This is a genomic window from Flavobacterium fluviale (assembly GCF_003312915.1).
GTDB lineage: Bacteria > Bacteroidota > Bacteroidia > Flavobacteriales > Flavobacteriaceae > Flavobacterium > Flavobacterium fluviale.
In genome coordinates, this window is the sequence record NZ_CP030261.1 from 3317675 (window position 1) to 3343408 (window position 25734).

Here is a 25734-nt window from a genome sequence, read left to right on the forward strand (position 1 = left end):
TAAACGTAAAACTTTTTCGATTTTTCTTAAGAGTAAGTTTAATAATTTAATTAGGAATGTTAAAAATAAGTATATTAGTGTTTTTTAATGACTTTCTGAAAATATGATTGTAAACAAGATTGCTATAGAGAAATTTCGTGGTTTTACCAGTGCCGAATTTGAATTAGGAACTAATATAACTGTTATTGCTGGACAAAACGGAACCCAAAAAACAACAGTGTTAGGACTTTTAAGCCAACCATTTACTATAACAGATAAGGAAAATCCCATTTATAAAGAGAAGCCTCTATGTGGAGGAAATTATAAGTCATCTTTTTCTGATAAATTTAAGTTATCTAGTAAATTTGACTTAGCAAAAAATCATACTTGGACCTTAAGTACTATCGATAAAGATAATCCTGAGTTTACTGTAGAAAGCATTCCCCGCGATCATGAAAATGTCAGATTTTGGAAAAAAGGGGATAAATCGAAAGGTTCAGGTTATTTACAGTACCCTGTTATTTATTTAAGTTTACAAAGACTTATGCCACTTGGAGAGGACGCTAATTTGAGTTCTTCAAATGAAATCGAACTAGACAAAGAAGAGCAAATCTTTCTTCAAAAGTTCCACAAACAAATATTAATAATTCCTGACTTAGAAATAAGTAGTATTGACTATTTATCAAGTAAAACCAAAAATACTTTAGGAATCAGTACAGATTTCTATGATTGGAAAATGAACTCTTCAGGGCAAGATAACTTGGGGAAAATTTTGCTTGCAGTACTATCATTTAGAAGATTAAAATTGAAGTACAAAGATTATTATACACATGGTTTATTAGTAATTGATGAAATTGATACCACTTTATATCCGGCATCGCAAATAAGACTTTTTGAAGCCCTACGCAAGTTTTCTTCTCAATTTAATCTCCAAATAATTTTTACTACTCATTCTTTAACCCTTTTGGAAGAAGCATGTAAAATTCAAGACAGTAACAACCTAAAAAATCAAGTAAAAGTTGTTTACTTGCAAAAAGTTGATAGAGAAATAAAGGTAAATCAAAATGTTAAGTATAGTTATATTCAAGATAAATTAAACGTAACATTGTCTGGATTAACTCCTCAAAAAAAAATCACCACTTTTAGTGAAGATAAAGAAACCGAAATTTTTTTAAAAGGACTTTTAAAGACAAAAGCAAGTAGTTTAAAGTTTTTGCAATGCACTTTAGGTTGCAATAATTATATAGCGCTTGTCAAAAAGAAAATAAAGGGTTTTACATTTCCTGAAAGTATTATTTGCTTAGATGGTGATGTTATATTAGATAAAACAATAATGAAGGAGATAGCAAAACAGAAAAACTTTTTAATATTGCCAGGAGGCGATTCACCTGAAAGATTACTAGCAACATATTTGTTTCAGGAACCTGAGTCTTCGGAAATATGGGATACTTTATTTTTGAATTACTCAAAACAGTTTTGCTTTAGCATCTATTCCTATAATGAAATTTTAGATGACCGCAATAAAGCTAAATCATGGTTTAAAAGCCAAGAACAATATTGGGGTAGATCGTGTACCAAAATAATAAACTTATGGGCAAAACAAAATAATTCAATTGTTGATGATTTTATAAAACAATTTGAGTCGTTAATGGCCAAATTTCGCTTACAACAATAAAGTTAGATTACTGTTAAAAAATCAAATAAACTATTTAAGTTGAAAATGCTTTAAATACGACTTACTTGCCATTATTTCAATTTAAAGCATCTTCGTACAATTTAAATGCTTTCAAACTTTACTCTCTAATTTTTAGATCTTTTATTGATTTCCTCTATAAAAAAATTAACTGGCATTTCAGTTCTACTTTTAAAAGCATTTACAAACTGTTGCGTACTATTAAATCCAGCCTCCAAAGCGAGAGCTGTATTAGTATAATTTCGAGCCATTTTATTTTCCTTCAATAACGTAATTATAAAATCAATCTTTAAATCATTGATGTATTCAACAAACCGTTTATTTTTATGATGCGATATAATTTTATACAAATATTTTGAATTCGTATGAAGCATACCAGCTACTGTTGTCAAACGAACATCTTTGGTTAGAAATTTCTTTTCTGATTCAAATTTTTGAAGTTCTTTCAATACAAAGGCAATTGTTTCTTCCGGGATGTCCAAAACTTCTGCTTTTTCTTTTTTTAGTTTGGAGTTTGGTTTATCTAATGAAATAGGACTTAACATTACTTCGTCGAACTTCTTTTTATAAAACTTTTTGTTTTTATGATAACGATAGGTCAGAAACACCGAAAATGTAAAAAGTATTAGAATGATTACGATTAAAATAACATCATAATATTTTTCCTTTTTAAGCTGTTTATGAATTTTTTCCCTCTCAACAAGCAGCTCTTTGGTATCGTATTGTTTATGAATTTTTGTGATTAGATATTTGTTGGTTTCATTTAGTAAAGAGTCTGCTTTTAATAACTGGTCAATATACAAAAGCTGGCTTTTCTGATCATTTTTACTTTTGTAATAATTAATGAGTAGTTCATAAACTTCACGAAGATCAGGACGCATATAATTCTTTTCTATAAAAGTTCTGTCAACTTTTAAAAAATAGGGAAGGGCTTTCTCTTTTTTATTGAGAGCCCAATAACTTTTGCCAATATAGAAATTCCCCACGGCCTCATTTGCAAAATCCTTGTTTTCCCTAATACTGTCAAGAGAAGATTCTATGTTAACTATTGCAGAACCATAATTTTTTTTAAAATATAAATTGATCCCTTCTGAGTGCTTGAAATAAGGAATCATTTCCGAATTTTTTAGTCTTTCGCTCTCAGAAATTCCCTTCTTGTTAATTTCTGAGCATAATCCATAATTTCCAATTTTGTTATTAAGGACGCCTAGTGAATGAAGGCAATTCAAATAGGCTCTTGTATCATCTTTTTTATAATATTCTAAACAATCCTGAAATAGTGAAATTGCCTCATCATAAAAGCCTAGTAAATATTTGACCTGAGCCATATGGTATTTCACCTTATTATGCTGGTATTTATCATCAGTTAGGGAGATGTAACTATTTGCTGTAATGTAATTATCAAAAGCACTTTCATATTTTTTTTGGCCATAAAACACAATCCCTTTTGAAAGGTACGCAGAACCTATTAAAGCATTATCTGTACTTTTTTTTGCTGCGTAAACCATACTATCTGCATAAAAAATTCTGATTTTTTCAGGAGATTGGTGCAAAATGTTCTGGTATGCATAAACGACCTCTTCCCAGTTTTTTTCGTTTAAGGCCTTGTTGAGATAAGTGTTAAGGTATGGTGCTGCCTTGGAGCTGTCTTTTCTAAAGCTGTACATCTTATCATCGAGATAAGTATAACTTTTATTTTTAAGAGAGTCAGGAACTTTGCTGCTGTTTTTCTGACTGAACATACAATTAGAAATGCACAGTAATGACAAGAGGACTAATAATTGTTTCATAGATTAAATATGTAATATGTAGGGGAGACATTTCTTTCTATAAAATTGATCTTGAAAATTAGTGGACGATTCAGGATAATGTCATAAAAAGCAAACTTCAAATATAAACTAAATAATTGAATTGTAGGTAATTATGCACGTTTAAAAGTGGTATGGAATTCATGGAATTCCATACTATAAATTCATGGAAACCCATAGTTGTTGCCTTGTGTGAGGATTTTTATCGAAATAGATTTGCTTCGAATTCACGGGCAAAAATGTTTAGCAGGGTGCTGGATAAAAGTTCTGCCAATCCGGATGAAATGAACTGAGAAACTATTCTCATTTACTTTCAAAACTATTTAATCATGAAAAGTTTATTATTATGCATTGCAATTTCACTTTCAATGTTTTCTTGTACAAATGATCAAGAATCATTACCAAAATTATCCAAAGATTTTAAAGATGAATCTAGTTCTAAAGTAACAGATGCAACAAATCCAAACAACCCATTTGATCAAATTGGATTGGATTATTATAATCATTTTAAAAATTTTGAATTGGAAAACGGGCCCGTAAAAAACCAAGCCCAACTTATTGAACAATTACTTTATTTGAATGATAAAGGAGATATAAAGGGTAAAACAAATAAAAGTGTTATTACGATCACACCTGAAATGATAGCAGTAATACTCGCTGACCCTGAAAACAAGCTAATTGAGCTTATCAATGATGCGTCTTTAAGTATCTCAGTTAAAAACAATTTGACTTATTTCGTTAGTGAGTTAGTCGATAAACAGGATGATGATTACGATGATGTCCATAACTACATTCTAGATTATGAAGGCGGCGTAATTGCAGATTCTGTCCTAATACAGGAAGAAAAAGACACTATTTTAAAGGTTTCTGCCATATCAAGGTATTCGCTGTATGCAGAAGCACGTAAGCGGGACAGAGACTGGGAAACTTCTGTAACCAATAAGCCGTCAAAAGGAATTGATCTTAAAGGAAATGAGATTACAATGGTTAAACTAGCCGTTGTTTTCAATAATCTGTATTAAAGAATTATGCTAAGATCTCTTAATATGAAACTGCAGCTTTTTTTATATTCATGTCTGATCTTAATTAATCTGGCAAGCCTCTATTTCATCATTGATCTTTTTTGGTATGATGAAATAGAAAGCCTGCTTCGATCTGGACAGGAGGGCGCAATTTCTGTCCGCATCCTGGCTTACCTGTTTTTCATTACCTGTCTGCTTAATCTCTATTTACTGTCTTATCTCATGATTAGGATAAGATTTAAGGATTAACGAAAAAGCATCAAACACCTATTAAGATGATAAAAGATCTCATTAATACTGACCTAAAAAAACTTCCTATAGAAGGGCTGGATATCCATATTATTAAAAAGTACGAAAGAATAACTTTAAACGATGAATTGTTTAAAACTGAAAATTTATCAATTTTATTAATTCGATCGGGTAGTTTAAAAATTAAACTTCAGGAAATAACACAAGATTTAATATCTCATGAACTTATTGTAATCCCTAAAGATTCTTACTGCACTTTTTTAGAAGTTCGTGACAACCTACAGCTATATGTAATATTGTTTTCTTCGGATTTTGTACATAAGAACTGCCTTAAAAAAGATTTAGTAGAATCTTTGTACTTTTTTATAACTAAAGAACCTCTCAAGATTGCCTTGGAAGAAAAGGAATATCAGGTTTTGTCACTCATTTACAAGCTTATTTATTTTGTAAATCTAGATGCTACGCGAAATGGGAACGATAGCGATCTGCCTCGGATAAGTTTAAGTTTATTTCTTTACGAACTCAAACTAATTTATTCGAAACATTCAGCAAATTCAATAATCAGTTTTAATAGAAAGGAAAACCTTGTGATGCAGTTTTTAACTATTTTGTCAATACATTATAAAAAACAGCACTATGTAAAGTTTTATGCTGGTGCATTATTTGTTACTGCTGGATATTTAGATAAAGTAGTAAAAGAAATTACCGGAAAAAGCCCTAAAAGTTTAATAATTGATTCCTTAATTAGTGAATCTAAAATCCTGCTGGATGATCCTCATTATACTATTGCTGAAATAACACAGGAAATGGAGTTTAGCAGTATTTCAGTATTTAGTAATTTTTTTAAAAAACATACCTCGACCTCCCCATCTATTTACCGCTCGAAATCTACAGAAGGATTTACTGCTCTATAGTTTTCGTTGTCTGGCCTACATTAAACAAGTGTACTATGAATACTATATATCCTTTAGAATGGTTAGATTATGTTATACTGCAAATACTAAATCCAAATAAATCGAATGTTACCATTTTAACTAAAACAGAAGTAACATTAATTACAGAAAATATTGTAAAAGAAGCGAATCATATTCAGGTTCGCATGAAGAATGAAATTTTTTCATTAGTTAAAAAGAGGCAGATACGATTACAGGTACGTAAGTACCATTCTAATTTAATATATCTTCTTGATAGTGCAGTTGAGAATCAGCAATGCAAGGAACTAAAGAAAAAAGACTTGGCAAAAGTTATAGAACTAACTATAAGCACGCTTGATGAGCTTCTTTCTTTTGTGGAAAATAGATTTTCTAATTTTCTGAGTCTTGATGAAAGAGTACCGATAACTTACCTTGCAGTAACGAGAAAAGAGTTAATTCATAAAATTGCGATGTTAGAAAAGAGGCCATTTGAAACGGAAAAGGAAAGAAGTACAATTGATATTATTAAAGATGCTTTATCTGAATCTGTTCAAATTTCACACAATAAAGCTTCTTTTAGACAAATTTTGTATGAGCGCCAGCTTATGAATCGTCTATTGGAAACATCATATCTAAATCAATCCTTATCTATATTTTCAGCATTAGATAAAATCTTAATTGAAACTAATTTCAACAGCAAGAGATATATTGATTTCCTTATCGACAATTTATCTGAAAATACTAGTCTTATAGAAGATGCAAATGAAAGGCTGAATTTTCTTATGTGTAATTCAAAAGAGTTAAATCAGCTGTATTCTAATGAAAATGTAACTTTTAATCCTGCTACAAAAAACATTAAAAGTATTCTACTGGACTGGTTTAGTTATGAGGCTGCGTATCTTGAGAGTCAGATTAATGCAGAACATTTGGTTTCAGAACAATTAGGCAAATCAAATGATAAAGTTGAATGCATTCTGTCAACTGATCAAATGGCTTTGATTTTACGAGCAAGTGATGAATCCCGGGTTTTAAAAGCAAGATCAATGAACTTGGTTTTTAAAACTATTGTACCTTTTTTATCTACGCCTTTCAAAAAAGATCTTTCGTATCAATCTGTTCGAAGTAAATCTTATAATGCTGAGGACAGGGATAAGGAGATTGCTATCCAAACACTTAAAAAAATTATTGAAAAGATCAAAACATACTGAATAATCAATCTGCGTAACAAAACTGAATATTCACGACAAACTACTAAACATTCTAGATTATGACATTAATAGCAATATTTTTCCCTTCACTTTCCTTTTTCTTAAGGGGTAAGATTTTTACAGCAATCATTTGTCTCATTCTGCAGATTACTCTGATTGGCTGGATACCAGCGGCAATCTGGGCGGTTTTATCGCTTCAGAATTCACGTGCTGATAGACGTAATGCGAAATTATTTAAAGCGATGCGTTCAAAATAAAACGACTAATATCATTTGAAAGGCTTCTGTGGTTATTCTAACTGCAGAAGCCTTTTTTATTTATCAGTGTGAATATATACATATTATCTTCTGGTGACCAACAAACTCAAGGGGTACAAAAGGGTACAAGAAAAGTTGTACTTGTAGAAGCCTGATTCTAGTTGTTCCTTTGACATGTAAAATAAATCATATCTCCTCTAAAGATTTTGATTTGGATAGATAAATGTTGAATGATAAATGAAGAAGACTATGTTTGCAAATGTTTCATGGGGCAGCTACCTAACTGTCATAGGTGTAATCTTAGTGGTATGGTATCTAATAGTACTGCTTAAATTCTATAAAGACGATTTAAAGGAATTTTTCTCCAGCGAAAAAAGAAATGGCCCGTTTAAAAAATCTACAAATTCTACATCTTTGCTGCAAAGAAAAACACATACGGATTTGTCATCATCTTTTTCAGAATCTTTTGACACTTTAGATGATGCAGAAGAACTTTCCGCCAGAATACTCCAAGCTGTAAAGGAAAGTGCCGAGAAAAACTTGTTTAAAGAACAATTCCAAAATTACCTGCGAATGGTTCTTGAAGAATATCCTTATGTGAAGATTTCTTCACTGCGTGAAGATGTAAATCATTTAATAGTCTCCGAAAGCGAAAAGCACCCTCAGTTTTCTTTAACGTTTGCCGAAGCGGATCAACTGTGGGAGGAGACTATTTCTTAAAACTCAGCGGAGGAATAACCCCTGTTCTCTCTGGTGCGGTATGGCTTTGTGTGACAAGATGATAGAGCTGTAACGGCGGTGTTCCTCTGCTTTTTAACTATAAATAATCTTTAAAATGATGTGTGATGAAAAAATGTTGGTGGAAGTTAAAGGAAGTAAATGAAGATAAAGTATTGTCATATGGCATCTTGTTATTATTGTTAGTGTATGAAACTAAAATTTATGCGCAAGACGGTGTAGCTGGAATTAACGAAGCAAATCAGAAAGTAAGAAGCTACTTCGATGCCGGTACGGAACTGATGTATGCAGTAGGCGCAATCCTAGGCCTTATCGGAGCTGTGAAAGTTTACCAAAAGTGGAATGCCGGTGATCCTGATACCGGAAAAGTAGCTGCCGCCTGGTTTGGCAGCTGTGTATTTCTTGTTGTGGTGGCTACTGTTATCAAATCTTTTTTCGGAGTCTAATGAACAGTGTGTATCAGATTAATAAGGGAATCAATCAAAGTATTGAATTTAAGGGGCTCAAAGCGCAATACATCTGGTACCTAGGTGGTGGAGTCGTATGTCTTATGATACTGTTTGCAATTCTCTATATCGTAGGTGTTCCTTCTTTGATATGTGTAGGTATTATTGGAACGGCAGGTGGATTTTTGGTTTTTAAAATCTACAGGATGAGCAATCAATACGGCGAATATGGAATGATGAAAGCTTTCGCAAAAAAACAGATTCCAAAATTTATAAATGTAAAAAGCAGGGAAGTTTTTATAAAGATATAGCTGTAAAACGTTAAACAAAAAAAGGAGAGAGATGGAGAAGAGGATGGAAGATATATTGCCAATTATGGCAGTAGAACATGATTGCATATTATCAAAACAAGGTGATGTAACTGTAGTATTCAAGGCGGAGCTTCCCGAAATTTTTACGCTCTCGGACCAAGAGTATGAAGCCTTTCACCAGTCTTGGATAAAGGCATTGAAATTGCTGCCTAAACACTGCATTTTTCACAAACAGGACTGGTTTCTTGAAAAGAAACATGTGGCGGACTTTTCAAGCGATGACAGCAGTTTTTTGACAAGGAGCAGTGAGCGTTTCTTTAATGAAAGACCTTTTCTAGATCATACCTGTTATATTATGCTGACTAAGAAACCGGCAGGGAGGAGAAATTCCAGTTCTTTATTTTCCAGTCTTTTGAGGAATACATTGGTGCCTCAAGAAACGTTGAACCCTCAAATACTGCAGGATTTCATTGACAGTACGGGACAGTTTCGCAGGGTTATGGAAGACAGCGGATTTATAAAGCTTGAGCGCCTCAAAAATAATTCTCTTAAAAGTGAAAGCAGGAAGATTGGTATTATTGAACGGTATAGTCTTTTATCAGAGAGAGAAGATTCTTTTGTTTTTAACGACATAGTTTTTGATGAAGGGCTGAAGGTTGGCGATAAATACTGCCAGCTGTTTACTTTAGGTGATGCAGCAGATCTGCCTGGTTTATGCGGATCGAGGATTAATTTCGACCGTTATTCGACCGATAAAACAAAATTCAGCATTGGTTTTGCATCTACGCTGGGTCAGCTATTGTCCTGCAATCATATTTATAATCAGTATCTGTTTATTGAGGATGCGCAGAAAACAATCCAGAAACTCGAGAGTAAAAGATTGAGGCTTCAGTCGCTGTCTGCCTACAGCAGGGAGAACGTGATTGCCAGAGATGCAACTAATGATTTTCTTAATGAAGCTATATCCCAGCAGAGACTCCCTGTAAAAGCACATTTTAATGTCCTTGCCTGGAGTGCGGATAAAGAAGAACTAAAAGATATTAAAAACAAGGTTTCATCAGCACTGGCGCAGATGGATTCGGCTGCAAAACAGGAGACTGTAGGTGCACCGCAGATTTATTGGGCAGGAATGCCAGGGAATGCGGCAGATTTCCCGATGAATGATACTTTCGACAGTTTTACAGAGCAGGCGGTATGCTTCCTCAATATGGAAACTGGCTACAGATCGTCTCTTAGCCCTTGCGGTATAAGGCTCGGAGACAGGCTGACGGGAAAACCGGTTCATGTAGATATAAGCGACGAGCCTGTAAAAATGGGAATCTGCACCAATCGGAACAAATTCATTTTAGGACCTTCAGGAAGCGGTAAATCTTTTTTCACCAACCATATGGTAAGAAGTTATTACGAGCAGGGCACACATATTGTTCTGGTAGATGTCGGGCATAGTTATAAGGGGCTTTGCGATATGGTTGGCGGCTATTATTTCACCTACGATGAAAAGAATCCGATTCGTTTTAATCCATTTTACATATCAGAGGGAGATAATCTCGATACTGAAAAAAAAGAAAGCATTAAAACACTGCTGCTGGCTCTTTGGAAGAAAGATGATGAAACTTTTAACCGCAGTGAGTATGTAGCACTTTCTAACGCCCTTCAGCTGTATTATGAGAAGTTAGAAATCAATTCGGATGTTTTTCCGTGCTTTAATAGTTTTTATGAATTCTTAAAAGATGATTTTGTTCCCATTCTGGAAAGCGACAAGGTTAAAGAAAAGGATTTTGATGTCAATAATTTTCTTTACGTACTGCGTCCCTATTATAAAGGAGGTGAGTTTGATTATCTGTTAAATGCCACGGAAAATCTGGAACTTTTAAAAGAGAGGTTTATTGTGTTCGAGCTAGATAACATTAAGGATCATCCAATTTTATTTCCGGTGGTTACCATCATTATTATGGAGGTCTTTATCAGCAAGATGAGAAAGCTGAAAGGGGTGCGTAAAATGATCCTGATTGAGGAAGCCTGGAAAGCTATTGCGAAGGAAGGAATGGCCGAATACATAAAGTATCTTTTCAAGACTGTCCGTAAATTTTTTGGTGAAGCTATAGTAGTCACTCAGGAAGTTGAAGATATAATTTCATCACCTGTAGTAAAACAGGCTATAATCAACAACAGTGACTGTAAAATCCTGTTAGACCAAAGCAAATACCAGAATAAATTTGATCAGATTCAGGAGCTGTTAGGACTGACTGAAAAAGAGAAAGCGCTTGTTCTCTCGGTCAACAAGGCAAACGATCCCAGCAAGAAATATAAGGAAGTGTTTATCTCACTGGGCGGAATGCTGTCAAAAGTGTATAGGACAGAAGTTTCTTTAGAGGAATACTTAGCATATACAACAGAGGAAAGCGAAAAAGTGAAAATGAATGCCTACGCCAAAAAATTCGGCGGGGACATTAAAAAAGGAATTGCCGCAATGGCTCAGGAACTTCGAAGTGGAAATTAAATGAAAAGAGAAAATGAAAACGAAATTAGCGGGTTGTTTTATTTGTCTTCTGCTGGTTGCAACTCCAGTCAGACCAGCTGAAAAAACAGCAGCACTGCCAATACTGGAAATCGTTAAAGCAGTGACAAAGAAAGTAATCAAAGCTATTGATCTTCGGATCCAAAAACTGCAGAACAAAACGATTTGGCTTCAAAATGCCCAAAAGCAGGTCGAAAATGTGCTCTCTAAACTTAAACTCGACGAAATCTCAGAATGGACACAAAAGCAGAAAGACCTTTATAAAGGCTATTATGAAGAGCTCGCGAAAGTGAAATCCATTATCACTTATTATCAGAGGATAAAAGAAATTACTGCGAAGCAGACAAAGCTGGTTCAGGAATACGAAAGAGCATGGAATCTGTTTAGACAGGATAAGCACTTTAAAGAAAGTGAGATTCGGTACATGGAGAAGGTCTATACCGGTATTTTAGAAGAAAGCATGAAGAATATCGATCAGATATTTTTGATACTGGATTCGTTCACTACCCAGATGAGTGATTTGAAAAGACTGGAAATCATTAATAAGGCTGCTGACCAGATTGATGCTAATTATGATGATCTTACTATGTTCAATCAGCAGAATGTTTTAATGAGTCTGCAGAGGGCAAAAACAGAAGCAGATGTAAATCTTGTCAAAGAATTTTACGGAATACCATAATTCAGATAAAAATCATGAAAAAATTATTAATACCCTTGTTTCTAATACTTGTATTTCAGCAGGGACTACAAGCGCAAGCCAAGCAGCGCAAGGAACTGCTTCTGCAGATTGCAGCACTTCATGTGTATATTGATTATGCGAAAAAAAGTTATTCTGCCGTTTCAAAAGGACTCAATTTTATAGGGGATGCCAAAAGAGGGGAAGTAAACCTTCATGGTGATTATTTTGCATCTCTGGCAAAAGTTAATCCAAAAGTCAGAACCTACTACAAAGCAGCAGAAATTATTTCGCTGCAGTTTCAGATATTGAAAATCTGTAAAGAGACTTTAGTCAGTTTAAAAACGCACGATTTATTTCATGGGAGTGAGCTTGACTATGTGGAACGTTCTTTTGTAAGACTGCTTCAAAGCTGCAACGACACACTAGAACAGCTTTTAGTCCTCACAACTGATTCGAAACTGGAGCTAAAAGATGACCAGAGAATTGAACGGATTGATATGCTGCACAAAAAAATGACAGATGATTACAATTTCTGTACTTCATTCAGCAATGATGCAAAACTGCTTTCTCTTTCTAAGAGAGCAGATCTAAATGATTCTAAAAGTATAAGAGCTTCATATGGATTAAATTAAAACTCATGAAAAAGATATTAAAGCTAGGAGTAATCATCATCTTTTTATTTGTACCGGACAAATCAAATGCACAGTCAGCAGAAATCCAGCAGCTGATATTGAATATTGAAAAACTATCACAGTTCAAAAAGATACTAAGCGATATGAAAAAGGGTTACGAACTTCTGTCTAATGGATACAAGACGGTTAAAGATATGTCCGAGGGAAACTTCAGTCTTCATAAGGCTTTTCTAGATGCCCTGATGCAGGTAAGTCCAATGGTAAAGAATTACAAAAGGGTGGGAGATATTGTCAATTACCAGATTTTGCTGGTAAAAGAAAGCAGGAACGCACTGGGCAGATTAACAAAAAGTGAGAATTTTAGCGAGAAGGAAATAATATATTTTGATCAAGTTTATGCCAACCTCCTGAGTGAAAGCCTCACGAATCTTGATGAGCTCACAATGGTTATTACCGCCGATAAGTTGAGAATGTCGGACGACGAGAGATTGGAAGCTATTGATACTATTTATCTGCAGATGCAGGATAAGCTGTTTTTCATGCGAGATTTCAGTTCATCTGCAAACGTATTGCTTCTCCAGAGAGCAAAAGAGAAAAAAGATGTTTATGCCTCCAAAGCAATACAGGAACTTAAAAACTAAGGGTATGAAACTGTCAATTCGAAATAAAATCTTTTCTGTAATTCTGGTGATGATCCCTCTTTTTAGTTCTGCTCAGGGATTGGGAGATGAAATGCAGAGTCTTCATTCCGTTTTAGATAGGCTTTATGATGAAATGATGCCCTTGTGCTCAAATCTTATCGGTGTGGGGCAGGGAATTGCGGGTTTTGGAACCATCTGGTACATAGCTTCAAGGGTTTGGCGACATATCGCCAATGCCGAACCAATAGATTTTTACCCACTGTTCCGACCTTTTGTGATAGGGTTCTGCATTATGATTTTTCCATCTGTACTGGCACTCATCAATGGCGTTATGAAACCGACCGTAACTGCAACGGCTGCCATGGCTGCGGGATCGAATAATGCAATTGCTGTTCTTTTAAAGGAAAAGGAAAAAGCAATTAAAGAATCTGACACATGGAAAATGTATGTCGGCGGGACTGGCAGCGGTGATAGGGACAGATGGTACAAATATACCCACGATGGCGCTGATCCTTCAGATGAGGGTATGCTTGCAGGAATTGGCAACGATGTGAAGTTTGCAATGGAAAAAGCATCTTATGGTTTTAGGAATTCAGTAAAAGAATGGATGAGTGAGGTGCTAAGAGTATTGTTCGAAGCTGCTGCGCTATGTATAGATACCCTAAGAACATTTCAACTGGTAGTTCTTTCAATCTTGGGACCGCTTGTTTTTGGAATAGCAGTCTTTGATGGATTTCAGCACACCCTCACAGTATGGCTGGCAAGATATATCAATATCTACTTATGGCTTCCTGTCGCCAATATTTTTGGAAGTATCATCGGAAAAATACAGGAATTAATGCTGAAACTAGATCTTTCACAGGTACAAGCAACTGGAGATACTTTTTTTAGCAGAACAGATATTGCATACCTGATATTTTTGATAATAGGTATTATTGGCTATTTCACTGTACCCTCAGTGGCTAATTATATAGTGCATGCAGGAGGCGGGGGAGCACTGGCGCAAAAGACCACTAGCTTATTTGGCGGTTCAACCAGTTCGGTTATTTCCAAAGCATCACAAGGAACCGCGATGGTTATGGACAGCATGGGAAATGCGGCAGGGAAGATGTCACAGAGTATGTCCACATCTTCAGCTTCCTCTCCCTATTTTCAAGAGAAGGGAAATTACATGGGTGACAAGCTCAAAGGAAATTCATAATAAACTTAAAAAAACAGATCATGTTTACTAAAATGAAGAATATTGATTCAGCTTTTAAATATGTAAGAAGCTTTACAATGATTGTGATTGCAGGCTGTGTTGTTATCTGTTGTTTTGCACTTTATAAAAGTTTCCAGACTGTAGCCAGAATGCAAGACAAGGTTTACATACTGGCAGCGGGCAAAGCACTCGAAGCGTATGCTTCTGATAGGAAGGATAATATACCAGTGGAAGCCAGAGATCATGTCAAAACATTTCACAAATTTTTCTTTACCCTTGACCCTGATGACAAGGTAATTAAAACAAATGTGACTAAGGCTTTATATCTGGCTGATGAAAGTGCAAAAAGAATTTACGACGACCTTAGGGAAAATGGATTCTATTCAGGGGTCATATCAGGAAATATCAGCCAGACTGTACAAATAGACAGCATAAACATCGACATAAAAGATTATCCATATCGATTTAAATGTTTTGCCAGACAGAACATAATTCGAACTACAAGTATTTTAAAAAGAAGTCTAATCACCGAAGGAAGCCTTCGAAATGTATCAAGAAGTGATAATAATCCTCACGGCTTTTTAATCGAACGTTTCAATACTATTGAAAATAAAGACCTCGGTGTAGAAAACAGAAAGTAGATGAAATCGCTATTTAAAAAAAGAGAAACGCCATTTGTATACAACAGATACTATCTGTTTCTACAGGAAAAATGGGTGCGAAAGATGGAGTTTCTTACGCAAGGATTCTCCAAAAAGCAACTGATTCTTTTCCTGGTATTATTTATTGCATTTAGTTCTGCTTATTTTCTATTTATAGTTTATGAGGCTTTAAACTGAGATATTTTTCAGTCGAGAAAAAGTATGGTAAATACTTCAACTATTCAACAAGAATTGAATTCATTTTAAAAAGTAAAGACATGGAACGAAAAACTATTTCTATAAAAGAAGATAAAAAAAGAAAAATGCTTTTAATGCTGCCTTTGATAATTCTTCCCTTCATATCTATTTTGTTTTACACCTTAGGTGGAGGAAAGATGAGTACAAATACGGCAGGAAATAAAATTAAAAAAGGTTTCAATTTTAGTCTGCCTATTCCAAAGTTTAAGGAAGATTCATCTTTAAATAAAATGAGCTATTATGACAAGGCAGCGGTAGACTCCATTAAACTGCAGGAACAAATTAAAAAAGATCCGAATTACTCTAATAATAAGCTGCTTGAGCAATCTCATAGTCCATTTGCTGAATCGGACATGAGGTTAAAAGATTTCTTAAGTAACGGTCGAGGGCTAAATTCAGAGCCGCTGCAGAACAGGAATGAAAAAAAGATATATGAAAAACTGCATTTGTTGCAGAAAGCGATCAGTCAGCCATCTACAGTAGACAAGTATGGACAGGACATGAGCGAGTTTGAGAAATATGGTTCATCCAACGAAGTTTCTACTCAAATCAAGGACTTAGAAAAAATGATGTCTACTATGGGGGAATCTCAACCAGATCCCGAACTGCAGCAATTGAGCGGTATGCTTGAGAATATACTCGATATCCAACATCCTTCAAGAGTTGCGGAAAAGCTGCTTGAAAATTCAAAAAGCAAGAAAGGAAAAGTTTATAACGTAGATAGCAAAAAAGCGTCAGTTAATATTACTTCACTTCAGGAAAATAAAGCAGAAAACAATTCTCAACAGAGTGCTTTTTATACAGTAGAAGAGGCATCAAATGAAGATTCTCCTCAAAATGCACTGGAAGCATTTGTGCATGAAACCCAAACTATTGTCAACGGATCAGTTATAAAATTAAGACTAGGTGGTGATGCGGCAATTCAGGGTACAGTAATTCCAAAAAATACTTTCCTATATGGTGTTGCCGCTTTGAAAGGGGAAAGACTTGAAATAAAGATAGAAAATCTGCAATACCGAAGCTCAATATTCCCAGTTCAGCTTGCTGTTTATGATATTGATGGAATTGAAGGGATAAATATTCCAGGTGCAATCGGCAGGGATGTAGCGAAGGCTTCTGCAGACCGTTCAATACAGACTTTAGGGTTGACCGGTGTTACAGATTCATGGGGAGCTCAGGCAGCAGGAATGGGTATAGAGGCGGCAAAAAGTCTTTTAAGTAAGAAAGTAAAACTCATCAAAGTAATAGTTAAAGCAGGATATCAGGTACTTCTGTATGATGAAAAACGAAAGAATCTAAAACCTTAAAGTGAAAAAAATGAAAAGAATTAATCATTTATTTAAAATGAGTTTATTGCTGTTTTCTGTTTTAGCCTATCCTCAGTTGAGTGTAAAAGAGATGATAGCCAACGAAGACCAATACAAAAGCGTTCAGATCGGATACTCCAAAACAACAAGTATTGTTTTTTCTTATCCAATCAAGAGCATTGATAAAGGAAGTGATGAGGTACTGGTACAGAAAGCCAAAGGTGTGGAGAACATATTGCTTATTAAGGCGGCTAAACGGCATTTCATTCAGACCAACCTGACTGTTGTCACTTCTGACGCGAGATTATACGTGTTTGTACTGAATTATGATGATGACTGTCCGGATTTGAATGTCAAAGCCGTGAATTCCATTGCTGCCAGTAAAGATGTTTTATTTTCACTTGAGAACGAAAACCAGAAAAAAATAGAACAATGTGCCTCCCTTGCATTATTCAAAAAGAATAAAATCGGCGGTTATAACAAATCTAAGTATCAGATAAGACTGGAGCTAAACGGTATTTTTATTTATCAGGATGTTTTGTATTTGAGGATAGTATTTGAAAATAAGTCAAAGATTAACTATGACATTGATCAGTTCCGATTTTTTATCAGGGATCAAAAAAAATCAAAACGTACTGCATCGCAGGAAATAGAAATTGAGCCGCTTTATCAAACTACGTCATCCGCTGTGATCCCCTATAAGTCTGAAGTAATAAAAGTTTATGCACTAGAAAAGTTTACTATTCCTGAAAACAAATATCTCACACTTCAGCTAATTGAAAAAAGTGGTGGAAGACATCTGGAACTTGATATCAGCAGTGACCTAACTGATAAAGTATTTCCAATCGAGGCATTTAACATGGATAAATTTTAAACTAGATATATCATGACAATAAATGTAGCAGATGCTGAAACGCTGTTATCAAATGCGGAAGAGATGGTTTCTTACGGTTATCAATTTGCAGCATATCCTTTGAAATTAATTACTGACAGTGATACAATTCAGTTTTTTAGAACATCGATGGCTGCAGAGGATTATTGCCTTGTGGGCCCTAATGATGTTGATTATTTTAAAAATATTCCAATAACATCTCTCATCAGTGATTTAAACATAATTCTACAGAGCGGTATTGATACTTCTCGAATAGAGACTGTTAATGTAAATGATTTTATGCGTCTGTATAAAAAGAGAAATGAATTGAATGAAAATAACTTAAATGCAAATACAATGAACGAGAAAAATTTAGAATATCTAAAGGACCAGTTAAAATACACTGGAATGGGGGAAACGTTTGAAACAGAACTTAAAGAGAATATGCAGAAAGGTGATAAGGATTTTAAAATCATCCATAGCGGGATTATGAATAATGGAGTGCCAAACAATGATACTTTGACAGTTGAATTGAATTTCAAGAAATCAGATCAGAGTGACATTTACTTTTTTAATTCTTATCATGTGAATCTGCAGAAAGAAGAGAACAAGCCTGGACTGGAGCAAACATTTTATATAAATAATGATGGCACGAGCATAACTCTTAAGGAGGCTTACAATTTGATGGAAGGCCGTTCTGTGAACAAAGATCTTAAAACCAAGGAAGGGGAATCATACAACGCATGGTTAAAAATGGATTTTAAGGAATCAGAGAGCAATGGCAATTTTAAAATAAACCATTTTCATCAAAATTATGGCTATGACTTAGAGGCCAGTCTCGAAAAACATTCTATCAAAGAGCTTCAGACTCCAAACTACAAAGAAAATCTAATGGGCTCACTTAAGAAAGGAAATCTACAGTCTGTAACTTTTGTTGTCAATGATGTGGAAACTAAAATGTTTGTGGAGGCCAATCCTCAGTTTAAAACATTAAATGTCTATGACGGAAGTCTGCAGAGAATCAATCATAGAGAAAGCAAACAGCAAAAACAGTCGGAATCTAAGGATAAAAATGTCAGCAAGGATAGTGATGGTGAACCAGCACAGAAAGAGCAGAACTCAACAGCTCGCAAAAGAAAAGCGGGTAAATCTGTGTAGGATTAATAATCAAAAGTAAAAATGATGGGTAATCAGTTTCTTACCAATAGACTTGCAATTGAAATAAACGATTGGAATAGTAAAGAGGAAAACCTTAAAAAACTTTTCCGTTCCAGTTCTTCAATTGAAACTTCTCTTTTACAGGAGAAGTTAAAATGGTATGAAAGCGTGCTGGTTAGATATCGTAAGACGAATAGTGTTTATGAAAACCTTACTCTTCAAGTTGTGAAAAGCGAGCACGATAATCTGGTAAACCAGTTATACCCAGAAAAGCTAAGAAGGTTTATTTATAAAAACATAATTCTAAAGATGACTATCAGATTAAAATCTGCTATTTACAGCAAAACTGAAGCGAAATCTAACAATGAGCTTAAGGAAAAATTGGAAAGAACAGGTTTTAAAGATGCTTTTAAAAAAGTCGAGCGATACATGAATCTGGGAGAAACGAAATTTATTGTGCCTGTTTCTTACTATTTAAATGAAAAAGAGAGACTAGATCATTCTCTTAATTTTAAAAAAGATGAGTCCGGCCAATATCAATTCGAAGGATTTAAAACCAGTCTTTATTCACAATCCAAAAATGAAGATAATAGACAGCACTTTTTCGAAGGGGAAGATTTTAATGCAAGACAGTCTTATGAATTACTTTCAGGTCGGGCGGTTTTGATCGATGGAATCTGGAAGCAATTGGATTTAAATGATAAAGATGTATCTGGCAGTTATAGAGTAAAAGAATTTCCTCAAGAGTACGGCTATGATTTAAAGAAGGCTTTGGAAGAATTGCCTATAAATTCTTTGGATCAATTACAGGTTGGGGAAATCTTGAGATCTTTAAAAAATGGAGGCAGAGAGCTGGTTAAATTAGAAAGAAATGGCAGTTCTCAAAATTTTTATGTAGAAGCTAATCCACAAAACAGAGGGCTTTTGATCCACAATGAAGATTTAAAAAAAGTATTGCTTTCGGATCTTTTAAATCAAAATTCCAAAACTTCAAATAAGCAAGCAAAGTATGTAGCGATACAGTCTTCTCAAAGACAACATAGAACAGCTAAAAGTAAAAGTTTATAAATTATTCAAAATGGAAAATTTAAAACCGCTATCGGACTTTTTTACAGCAATTGAAAATGATTTTCGAATAAGCTCGACACATATTGCTATTTACATGTCTCTGCTTCAGTACAGGACGCAGAATCAGTTTGTAAACCCAATACAGGTGTATAGACATGATATAACACCAATAGCAAAGATTTCCTCTCCGCATACTTACCACAGATGCATCCAGGAATTGAGTGATTATGGATATCTTAAATACGAGCCTTCGTTTAAGAAAACACAAGGAAGCAAGATTTACTTTTACGATTGAGCATAGATAAATAACCATGAAAGCCCGTAAAGGGCTTTTATTATTTAATCAAATGATGATGGAAAATGAAGAAGAAAAAATGAGAGGAAAAATAACTCCAGAGAAAGCTATGAAAATGTTAAACTCTGAGGGTATGAATGTTACAATTGAAGAAGCAACTGAAATTTTGCTATTTTTACGAAAATTGGCCCATGCGGTCGTTTCAAAATTTTTAGAATCATGAGTATTATTGCAGATTTATACATTCGTGTAAGCACAGACGAGCAGGCTGAGAAGGGATATTCACAAAGAAATCAGGAAGAAGTCCTACGTAAGTATTGTTCTATAAATTATATTGAAGTTCGTAATGTTATTTATGAAGATCATTCAGCCAAAACCTTTAATAGACCACAATGGAATAAATTACTTCTTAATCTTAAAAGAGAAAAAAACAAATGCGACTTTGTCTTATTTACAAAATGGGACAGGTTTAGTAGAAATGCTGGTGACGCATACCAAATGATAAGTGTTCTACGAAAACTTGGAGTGGAGCCACAAGCAATCGAACAGCCTCTTGATTTATCTATTCCTGAAAATAAGATGATGCTTGCTTTTTATCTCGCTGCCCCAGAAGTGGAGAACGACAGACGGGCTTTGAATACTTTCCATGGAATGCGAAGAGCTAAAAAAGAAGGAAGATATATGGGAACTGCTCCCTTTGGTTATGCAAATAAATCAAAAGAGGACGGAACTAAATATATTGCTCTTGTAGAGCCCGCTGCGTCAGTAATGAGATGGATATTCGAAGAAATTGCAAGAGGAGTGTTTAACACTGAACAAGTTTACCATCTTGCATGCAGAAGAGGTTTTACAAGAACCAAAAGCAATATGTGGGGTTTAATTCGAAATCCAATTTACTATGGTAAAATTTTTGTTCCCCAATATAAAGATGAAGAAAGCATGTTAGTTACAGGACAGCATGAGCCTTTAATCTCGGAAGGTCTTTTTTATAATGTTCAGGATATTTTAGATGGAAAATCACGTATTTACAGACCTAAAATTAAAACAGTTGTAGAATTTCCCCTCAGAGGGTTCTTTAATTGTCCAAAGTGTCAAAAAAAGCTTCAGGGAAGCAAGTGTAAAGGCAGACATAAACATTACTATTATTATCATTGTGAAGCCCAGTGTAAATTTAGAATCAATTCAGAAATAGCCAACAAACTATTTACTGAAAATCTAAAAAAATATCAGCCAATACCGGAAGTTAAAAAATTATACACTTCGGTTATATTTGAAACCCATCGAGAATTGGCTAACAATGCTGGTGAACAGAAAAGAAGACTTTTAGAGCAGATTAAAGATTACGAACTTCGATTAAGTAATGCAAGAGATCTTCTTTTAACATCGAAAATAGATTCCGATGATTATAAATTAATGAAAGATGACTACACTATACGAATTACAAACCTTGAAAGGGAATTATCATCCATAGCAAAAGATAGACACAGCATCGAATCCCTTTTAAATAAAGGTATAGAGAATTTAATTAAAATGAATGAAGCTTACGTAGATATGGATTTATCAGAAGCTCGGAGCCTCATAGGTTTAGTTTACCCTGAAAATTTTACGATTCGTGAAAATAAAATACAAACCGCTAGAGTGAATAAAATTGTAGAGAGTATATATTTGATAAACAAGGAGTTACGGGATAAAAAAAATGGGGCAAAAGATGATTTTTATCTTTTGTCCCATAGAGTGACCTCGACTGGATTCAAACCAGTAACCTTCTGAGCCGTAATCAGATGCGCTATTCAGTTGCGCCACGAGGCCTTTTTGTTATCAATTAGCTAATTTTTTGTAGCTTTGTTGATTGCTTATTGCGGGTGCAAAGATAGGCATAAATGTGAGATAAACAAGCAAAAAATAACAGAAAAATAAAAAAAAATGAAGATTGAAAATTATGTGCGTGATATTCAGGGGTTTCCTAAAGAAGGAATTTTATTTAAAGACATCACTCCGTTACTAATTAACCCCGAAGCGCGAACAAATTGCCTGCAAATCTTGGTTGATTCTTTAAAAGGACAAAAAATTGACAAGGTCGTGGGAGCAGAGTCCCGTGGCTTTTTCTTCGGAATGTTGCTCGCGCAGGAATTAAATGCCGGATTTGTGCCTCTTAGAAAACCTAAAAAACTTCCTTTTGAAACAATTTCAGCTTCTTACGAGCTAGAATATGGTTCTGATAGTTTAGAAATGCATACTGATGCTATTCAAAAAGGAGATCGTGTTTTAATTCACGATGATGTGCTTGCTACAGGCGGTACTGCAAAAGCAGTTTGTGAATTGGTTGAAAAACTAGGTGGAGAAATTGTACAGTGCAATTTTCTAATGGAACTTTCTTTTCTCAATGGAAGAGAAAAAATAAAGAACAATCCTATATTTGCAGCAATAACCTATTAGCCTTTTCGTAAATGAAATTATTTTACTATTTGGTTTTACTTGTTTTATTGTCTTCTTGTAATAACAATGAAGGAACAAAAAAAATACCGCTTAAAACTCCGGCAACAGATAGAATAATTGAAAATAATGTTGTAAAGTCTTCTAATAAAAAATTCAAAAGTAGTCTAAGACCCAGTCAAGATTTAGAATTGCATAAAGTATATATTGATACCGTTCAGTTTATTGAATATAATACCGACTTTGATTATTTTTTTATTGAAGTAAAAAAAGGAAATGATATCGCTGGCTTGAATACCAACAGTGACAACATAAATTTTAATCGAGGAGATATATTAGAAGTAAAATGGAAGATAGATAGTATATTTATTGCTGGAGATGGTGAAACTTTGGATTTTTCGGAGTGGCTTGTCAATGCAAAGAAAATCAAAGATGGTGACTTAAGTTTGTTTAAAAAGAAGTATAAGAAAAAAATAAAGTTTTACACAGACAAAGAGAATATGTCTGATTGGTATAAAGATTTATTGTATAAAAACGTTGAATATTATCTGGCAAACTCTAAAAAAGAACTTGTAAAATTACACATTCAAAATACTTCGCCAGACGAGCAATTGAGTTATTCTATAGAAGATCAGGAACGTGACGGAAAATTGTATACGGTATTAGGATTAGCAAACGATTTTGAAAACCGTACGAGTATAATTCAATGGTTATATTTTGATCAGCAAAGTAAAAAACTTTATGAGTACGATCTGGCAAATGACAAACTAATTGAGTTTCCTTAAAGTTAGTTTACAGATTACACAAAAACAATTTTATGCTTAATGGCATAAAGTACAAGTCCGATTCGGGTTTTTATTTCAAGTTTATCAAAGAGTATTTCTCGGTAACCGTCAATAGTTTTTGGACTCAAACACATCTGTGACGCAATTTCCTTATAAGTCATTTCGGTGCAGGCATGTTTGATAAAGACAATCTCTTTTTCTTTTAAATTGATTTTTCTATTGTCGCTATTGACTTTATTAATAAGCATTCCTGAAACTAATTCTGTGAAATAAAAGCCCTTTTCGACTACACATTCTATTGCTTCCCTAAATATTTCTGGCGAAGTATCTTTTAGTAGATAACCTTTGGCACCATTTGTAATCATTTTGATGATGATTTCCTCGTCGTCATTAACAGATAAAGCAATTACTTTGAGATCTGGTCTATTGTCTTTTAACCATTTCATAGTACTTAATCCATCGAGAACGGGCATATTGACATCGAGCAAAATAAGGTCGATTGCCGCCGAAGTATTCTCTTCAAGATAATCAATAAATACTTTTCCGTTTTCAAAACGGTGAATAACATCATAATCACCAAAACTTTTAATTAACAATTCTAGGGACTGCGAAAAAAGCAGATGATCGTCTACAATTATGATTTTATTTTTTGGGTTAGTTTTCATGGTCTTGCGTTAAAGGATATTCGATAGTTACACTTGTTCCAGTTTTATCAGAATTTATAATTAATACAGCACCAATTAATTTGGCTCTCAATCTCATATTATTAAGACCTAATCCTGAATTTGATTTTTTATTGTCGTATCCAATTCCGAAATCTTTTAATTGTAATTTAAAAACGGAATCAGTAGTTTCGATGTTCACATCAAATAAATCACTTCGAGAGTGTTTTAAACTATTGTGAAGAGCCTCTTGGAAAATTCTGTAAATGATTAATTCATGTTCCTCATTTATGGTCGGAATTGCTCCTATTTGATTAAAATTGTATTTGATTTTTTTAAGTTTCTTAATTCTTTCCAAATCCTGCTGAATAGCTTCAAGAAAGTTGTTCTGAAGCAGATTGTCTTTATTGATAATTCTTGAAAGAATTCTCAGTTCGTCCAAGGCTTTAGCCAAAACAGCTTTCATGTCTTTAAGTTCACTAATCTGAACATTTTTATTGCTGATTGAAATATTAAGCTGCATAATAGCGACAGATATAATCTGGCCGATATTGTCGTGAAGTTCTTTACTAATTTCAGACAAAGTCTGATCTTTTATTTCAATTCTGGTTTTAACCAGCTCTGATTGGAAATACAAGTCGGCCTCCATTTTCTCCACCACAAAGTTGTTTTTCTTCTTTAAAAAATAAAAGAAAATTATAAGTATAACGATAAGAAGGGTAAAGAAAACGATACCCAGAGAAATGACTAATAATTGTATTTCTTTTCGCTCCATATAAAACCTATTATAAAACAACTGTGAGCCAGAAAATTTAAGATAAACAGTACTAAGCTAAATATTGATTCGTCTTGTTTAATTAAGAACCAATTGATAGCCAGCATAAAAGGTGTGAAAGGAACGTGAAACACAAGTATTCCGAAAATATACCAGAAAAAAACAGACTTTTTAAAGTTTAATATTTTTTCTGAATTAAAAATCTCTATTAAATATAAACATGACAATATCAGTACTAATAAAACACCTATCGCAAAACTATATGTAAATGAACGGTTCAGGTCTTCTTTAAAAAATAAAAGATTTAAAAAAAAAGAAACGATAAATAAGACAAGAAATATAGCTGCGCAAACCCGATGATTGATTTTATTTAATAAGGCTCTTAGAAGTAAGATATAGGCAGAAAAACTGGCGAACATGTAAAAATTGTAAACGTAAAAATTCAGCAAACCCGTCCATTGGGTAAAATAATAGCCTACAATTTCGGTTACAATTGAAAACCAGATTAAAAGTACTAAAAATTTAGCTTTATTACCAGGAAGTTTTGGCAGGGAAAACAAGCCGACTATTCCTGATAATAAAGCTAGATAAATGATATAAGATCTTAAAAATTCAAACATAGTTTTAGTATAATAAACTTGGTGGTCTTCCGATGTTTCCGTAATTCATTGGGTCAAGACTTTGAATATCAGAAGAAGAAGCTTCTTGCACTAAAGCAAAACTTTGAATTTTTGCTGTGTTGTTCTCTATCTTCTTTCCTGTGGGAACTAAAAATAAAGTTGTCAGCCCAGCTTTTTCTCCGTGTTTTTCGTCATCTGGATAAATTCCAAAATAAAAGCGGATTCCGTCTACGTTGTAACCATCTTTTGCTCCATTAGTTTTGATGTAGTGAATGTAGTTTTCTAATTCTTCCAAAGAATACCAAATGGCATTTGCATCTTCTTTCTGCGCTTTTTTTGCTGTAAGCGAAGCTCTTTTGTTGTTGTAATTCACATTTAATTGTCTAGCAAATTCTTTTGTAATTAACTGACTTGGTTTTGCAGGAGGATTTTTCATGATTTTTATTGATTATTGGTTAAGGGTTTAGTTAACAGGATTTTGAAGTTCTGCTGGTGACAAAATTATTTGAAACCTAAAAAATGAACAAGGGGAAATACACCCTTTTTTCTACAGGTAAATTTATTC

27 protein-coding genes and 1 tRNA gene are annotated in these 25734 nt (G+C 34.0%); 22 read left to right on the plus strand and 6 right to left on the minus strand.

The genetic code is table 11. The annotated features are described in order from the left end of the window. The first annotated feature begins 103 nt into the window (after positions 1 to 103). A complete protein-coding gene (locus HYN86_RS14490) occupies positions 104 to 1654 on the plus strand; it encodes an AAA family ATPase (protein ID WP_113678683.1) in 1551 nt (516 codons plus the stop codon). A gap of 125 nt (positions 1655 to 1779) precedes the next feature. Here the strand turns inward: HYN86_RS14490 and HYN86_RS14495 are convergent, their stop codons facing one another. Beyond that, a complete protein-coding gene (locus HYN86_RS14495; RefSeq protein ID WP_113678684.1) occupies positions 1780 to 3462 on the minus strand; it encodes an AraC family transcriptional regulator in 1683 nt (560 codons plus the stop codon). A gap of 347 nt (positions 3463 to 3809) precedes the next feature. Between HYN86_RS14495 and HYN86_RS14500 the strand changes: the two genes are divergently transcribed. The 19 genes from HYN86_RS14500 to HYN86_RS14600 all read left to right on the plus strand — a co-directional run bounded on the left by HYN86_RS14500 (position 3810) and on the right by HYN86_RS14600 (position 21664). Beyond that, the gene (locus HYN86_RS14500; protein WP_113678685.1) at positions 3810 to 4502 is read left to right on the plus strand and encodes a hypothetical protein; all 693 of its coding nucleotides are present in this window, start codon (positions 3810 to 3812) and stop codon (positions 4500 to 4502) included. Positions 4503 to 4777: 275 nt separating this feature from the next. Further along, on the plus strand, positions 4778 to 5665 hold the full coding sequence (locus tag HYN86_RS14505; RefSeq protein WP_113678686.1) for a helix-turn-helix transcriptional regulator: 888 nt from the start codon (positions 4778 to 4780) through the stop codon (positions 5663 to 5665). Between the two features lie 35 nt (positions 5666 to 5700). Then, positions 5701 to 6873 carry a hypothetical protein gene (locus tag HYN86_RS14510; RefSeq protein WP_113678687.1) on the plus strand — a complete coding sequence of 391 codons (1173 nt, stop codon included), beginning with the start codon at positions 5701 to 5703 and terminating at the stop codon, positions 6871 to 6873. A 59-nt stretch (positions 6874 to 6932) separates the two neighbouring features. Further along, positions 6933 to 7130 carry a YqaE/Pmp3 family membrane protein gene (locus tag HYN86_RS14515; protein ID WP_113678688.1) on the plus strand — a complete coding sequence of 66 codons (198 nt, stop codon included), beginning with the start codon at positions 6933 to 6935 and terminating at the stop codon, positions 7128 to 7130. A gap of 237 nt (positions 7131 to 7367) precedes the next feature. Beyond that, positions 7368 to 7850: a hypothetical protein gene (locus HYN86_RS14520; protein ID WP_162789386.1), complete on the plus strand. Its 483-nt coding sequence runs from the start codon at positions 7368 to 7370 to the stop codon at positions 7848 to 7850. Positions 7851 to 7975: 125 nt separating this feature from the next. Further along, a complete protein-coding gene (locus HYN86_RS14525; RefSeq protein ID WP_113678690.1) occupies positions 7976 to 8314 on the plus strand; it encodes a DUF4134 domain-containing protein in 339 nt (112 codons plus the stop codon). Then, complete coding sequence (locus tag HYN86_RS14530; protein WP_113678691.1) at positions 8314 to 8625, plus strand: DUF4133 domain-containing protein; 312 nt, start codon at positions 8314 to 8316, stop codon at positions 8623 to 8625. The genes HYN86_RS14525 and HYN86_RS14530 overlap by 1 nt, the downstream gene beginning before the upstream one ends. Positions 8626 to 8656: 31 nt before the next feature. Then, complete coding sequence (locus HYN86_RS14535) at positions 8657 to 11125, plus strand: TraG family conjugative transposon ATPase (RefSeq protein ID WP_113678692.1); 2469 nt, start codon at positions 8657 to 8659, stop codon at positions 11123 to 11125. Positions 11126 to 11138: 13 nt separating this feature from the next. Further along, positions 11139 to 11822, plus strand: a complete 684-nt coding sequence (locus HYN86_RS14540; RefSeq protein WP_113678693.1) for a conjugal transfer protein TraI — start codon at positions 11139 to 11141, stop codon at positions 11820 to 11822. Positions 11823 to 11836: 14 nt separating this feature from the next. Then, positions 11837 to 12454 carry a hypothetical protein gene (locus tag HYN86_RS14545; RefSeq protein ID WP_113678694.1) on the plus strand — a complete coding sequence of 206 codons (618 nt, stop codon included), beginning with the start codon at positions 11837 to 11839 and terminating at the stop codon, positions 12452 to 12454. Positions 12455 to 12459: 5 nt separating this feature from the next. Next, entirely contained in the window at positions 12460 to 13095 is a 636-nt protein-coding gene (locus HYN86_RS14550) for a TerB family tellurite resistance protein (RefSeq protein ID WP_113678695.1), read from the plus strand. Between the two features lie 49 nt (positions 13096 to 13144). Continuing rightward, positions 13145 to 14296 (plus strand): conjugative transposon protein TraJ, encoded by a 1152-nt coding sequence (gene traJ, locus HYN86_RS14555; protein WP_394336096.1) that lies wholly within the window; start codon positions 13145 to 13147, stop codon positions 14294 to 14296. Between the two features lie 20 nt (positions 14297 to 14316). After that, a complete protein-coding gene (traK, locus tag HYN86_RS14560) occupies positions 14317 to 14937 on the plus strand; it encodes a conjugative transposon protein TraK (protein WP_113678696.1) in 621 nt (206 codons plus the stop codon). A gap of 278 nt (positions 14938 to 15215) precedes the next feature. After that, positions 15216 to 16502, plus strand: a complete 1287-nt coding sequence (traM, locus tag HYN86_RS14570; protein WP_113678698.1) for a conjugative transposon protein TraM — start codon at positions 15216 to 15218, stop codon at positions 16500 to 16502. A gap of 10 nt (positions 16503 to 16512) precedes the next feature. Further along, positions 16513 to 17376, plus strand: a complete 864-nt coding sequence (gene traN / locus HYN86_RS14575) for a conjugative transposon protein TraN (RefSeq protein WP_113679956.1) — start codon at positions 16513 to 16515, stop codon at positions 17374 to 17376. 12 nt (positions 17377 to 17388) lie between these two features. After that, on the plus strand, positions 17389 to 18531 hold the full coding sequence (locus tag HYN86_RS14580) for a hypothetical protein (RefSeq protein WP_113678699.1): 1143 nt from the start codon (positions 17389 to 17391) through the stop codon (positions 18529 to 18531). A 24-nt stretch (positions 18532 to 18555) separates the two neighbouring features. Beyond that, a complete protein-coding gene (locus HYN86_RS14585) occupies positions 18556 to 19599 on the plus strand; it encodes a hypothetical protein (protein ID WP_113678700.1) in 1044 nt (347 codons plus the stop codon). 311 nt (positions 19600 to 19910) lie between these two features. Next, entirely contained in the window at positions 19911 to 20117 is a 207-nt protein-coding gene (locus HYN86_RS14595; protein WP_113678701.1) for a hypothetical protein, read from the plus strand. Continuing rightward, complete coding sequence (locus tag HYN86_RS14600; RefSeq protein WP_113678702.1) at positions 20114 to 21664, plus strand: recombinase family protein; 1551 nt, start codon at positions 20114 to 20116, stop codon at positions 21662 to 21664. Before HYN86_RS14595 ends, HYN86_RS14600 begins: the two co-directional genes overlap by 4 nt. On the opposite strand, the gene HYN86_RS14605 is transcribed toward HYN86_RS14600, so the two are convergent. Next, positions 21630 to 21703 (minus strand) — tRNA-Arg (locus HYN86_RS14605). The genes HYN86_RS14600 and HYN86_RS14605 overlap by 35 nt on opposite strands. 114 nt (positions 21704 to 21817) lie before the next feature. On the opposite strand from HYN86_RS14605, the gene HYN86_RS14610 reads away from it, so the two are divergent. Together HYN86_RS14610 and HYN86_RS14615 are read left to right on the plus strand one after the other, a co-directional pair. Next, a complete protein-coding gene (locus tag HYN86_RS14610) occupies positions 21818 to 22330 on the plus strand; it encodes an adenine phosphoribosyltransferase (protein WP_113678703.1) in 513 nt (170 codons plus the stop codon). Between the two features lie 11 nt (positions 22331 to 22341). After that, positions 22342 to 23112, plus strand: a complete 771-nt coding sequence (locus tag HYN86_RS14615; RefSeq protein WP_113678704.1) for a hypothetical protein — start codon at positions 22342 to 22344, stop codon at positions 23110 to 23112. 14 nt (positions 23113 to 23126) lie between these two features. Here the strand turns inward: HYN86_RS14615 and HYN86_RS14620 are convergent, their stop codons facing one another. From HYN86_RS14620 to HYN86_RS14635, 4 genes are read right to left on the minus strand one after another with little or no spacing between them, the layout of a single operon-like run. Then, on the minus strand, positions 23127 to 23777 hold the full coding sequence (locus HYN86_RS14620) for a response regulator transcription factor (protein ID WP_113678705.1): 651 nt from the start codon (positions 23775 to 23777) through the stop codon (positions 23127 to 23129). Continuing rightward, positions 23767 to 24549 carry a sensor histidine kinase gene (locus HYN86_RS14625; protein WP_113678706.1) on the minus strand — a complete coding sequence of 261 codons (783 nt, stop codon included), beginning with the start codon at positions 24547 to 24549 and terminating at the stop codon, positions 23767 to 23769. Before HYN86_RS14625 ends, HYN86_RS14620 begins: the two co-directional genes overlap by 11 nt. Next, the gene (locus HYN86_RS14630; protein WP_113678707.1) at positions 24522 to 25169 is read right to left on the minus strand and encodes a hypothetical protein; all 648 of its coding nucleotides are present in this window, start codon (positions 25167 to 25169) and stop codon (positions 24522 to 24524) included. Before HYN86_RS14630 ends, HYN86_RS14625 begins: the two co-directional genes overlap by 28 nt. A gap of 4 nt (positions 25170 to 25173) precedes the next feature. Then, positions 25174 to 25605 carry a hypothetical protein gene (locus tag HYN86_RS14635; RefSeq protein WP_113678708.1) on the minus strand — a complete coding sequence of 144 codons (432 nt, stop codon included), beginning with the start codon at positions 25603 to 25605 and terminating at the stop codon, positions 25174 to 25176. Positions 25606 to 25734: the final 129 nt, after the last annotated feature.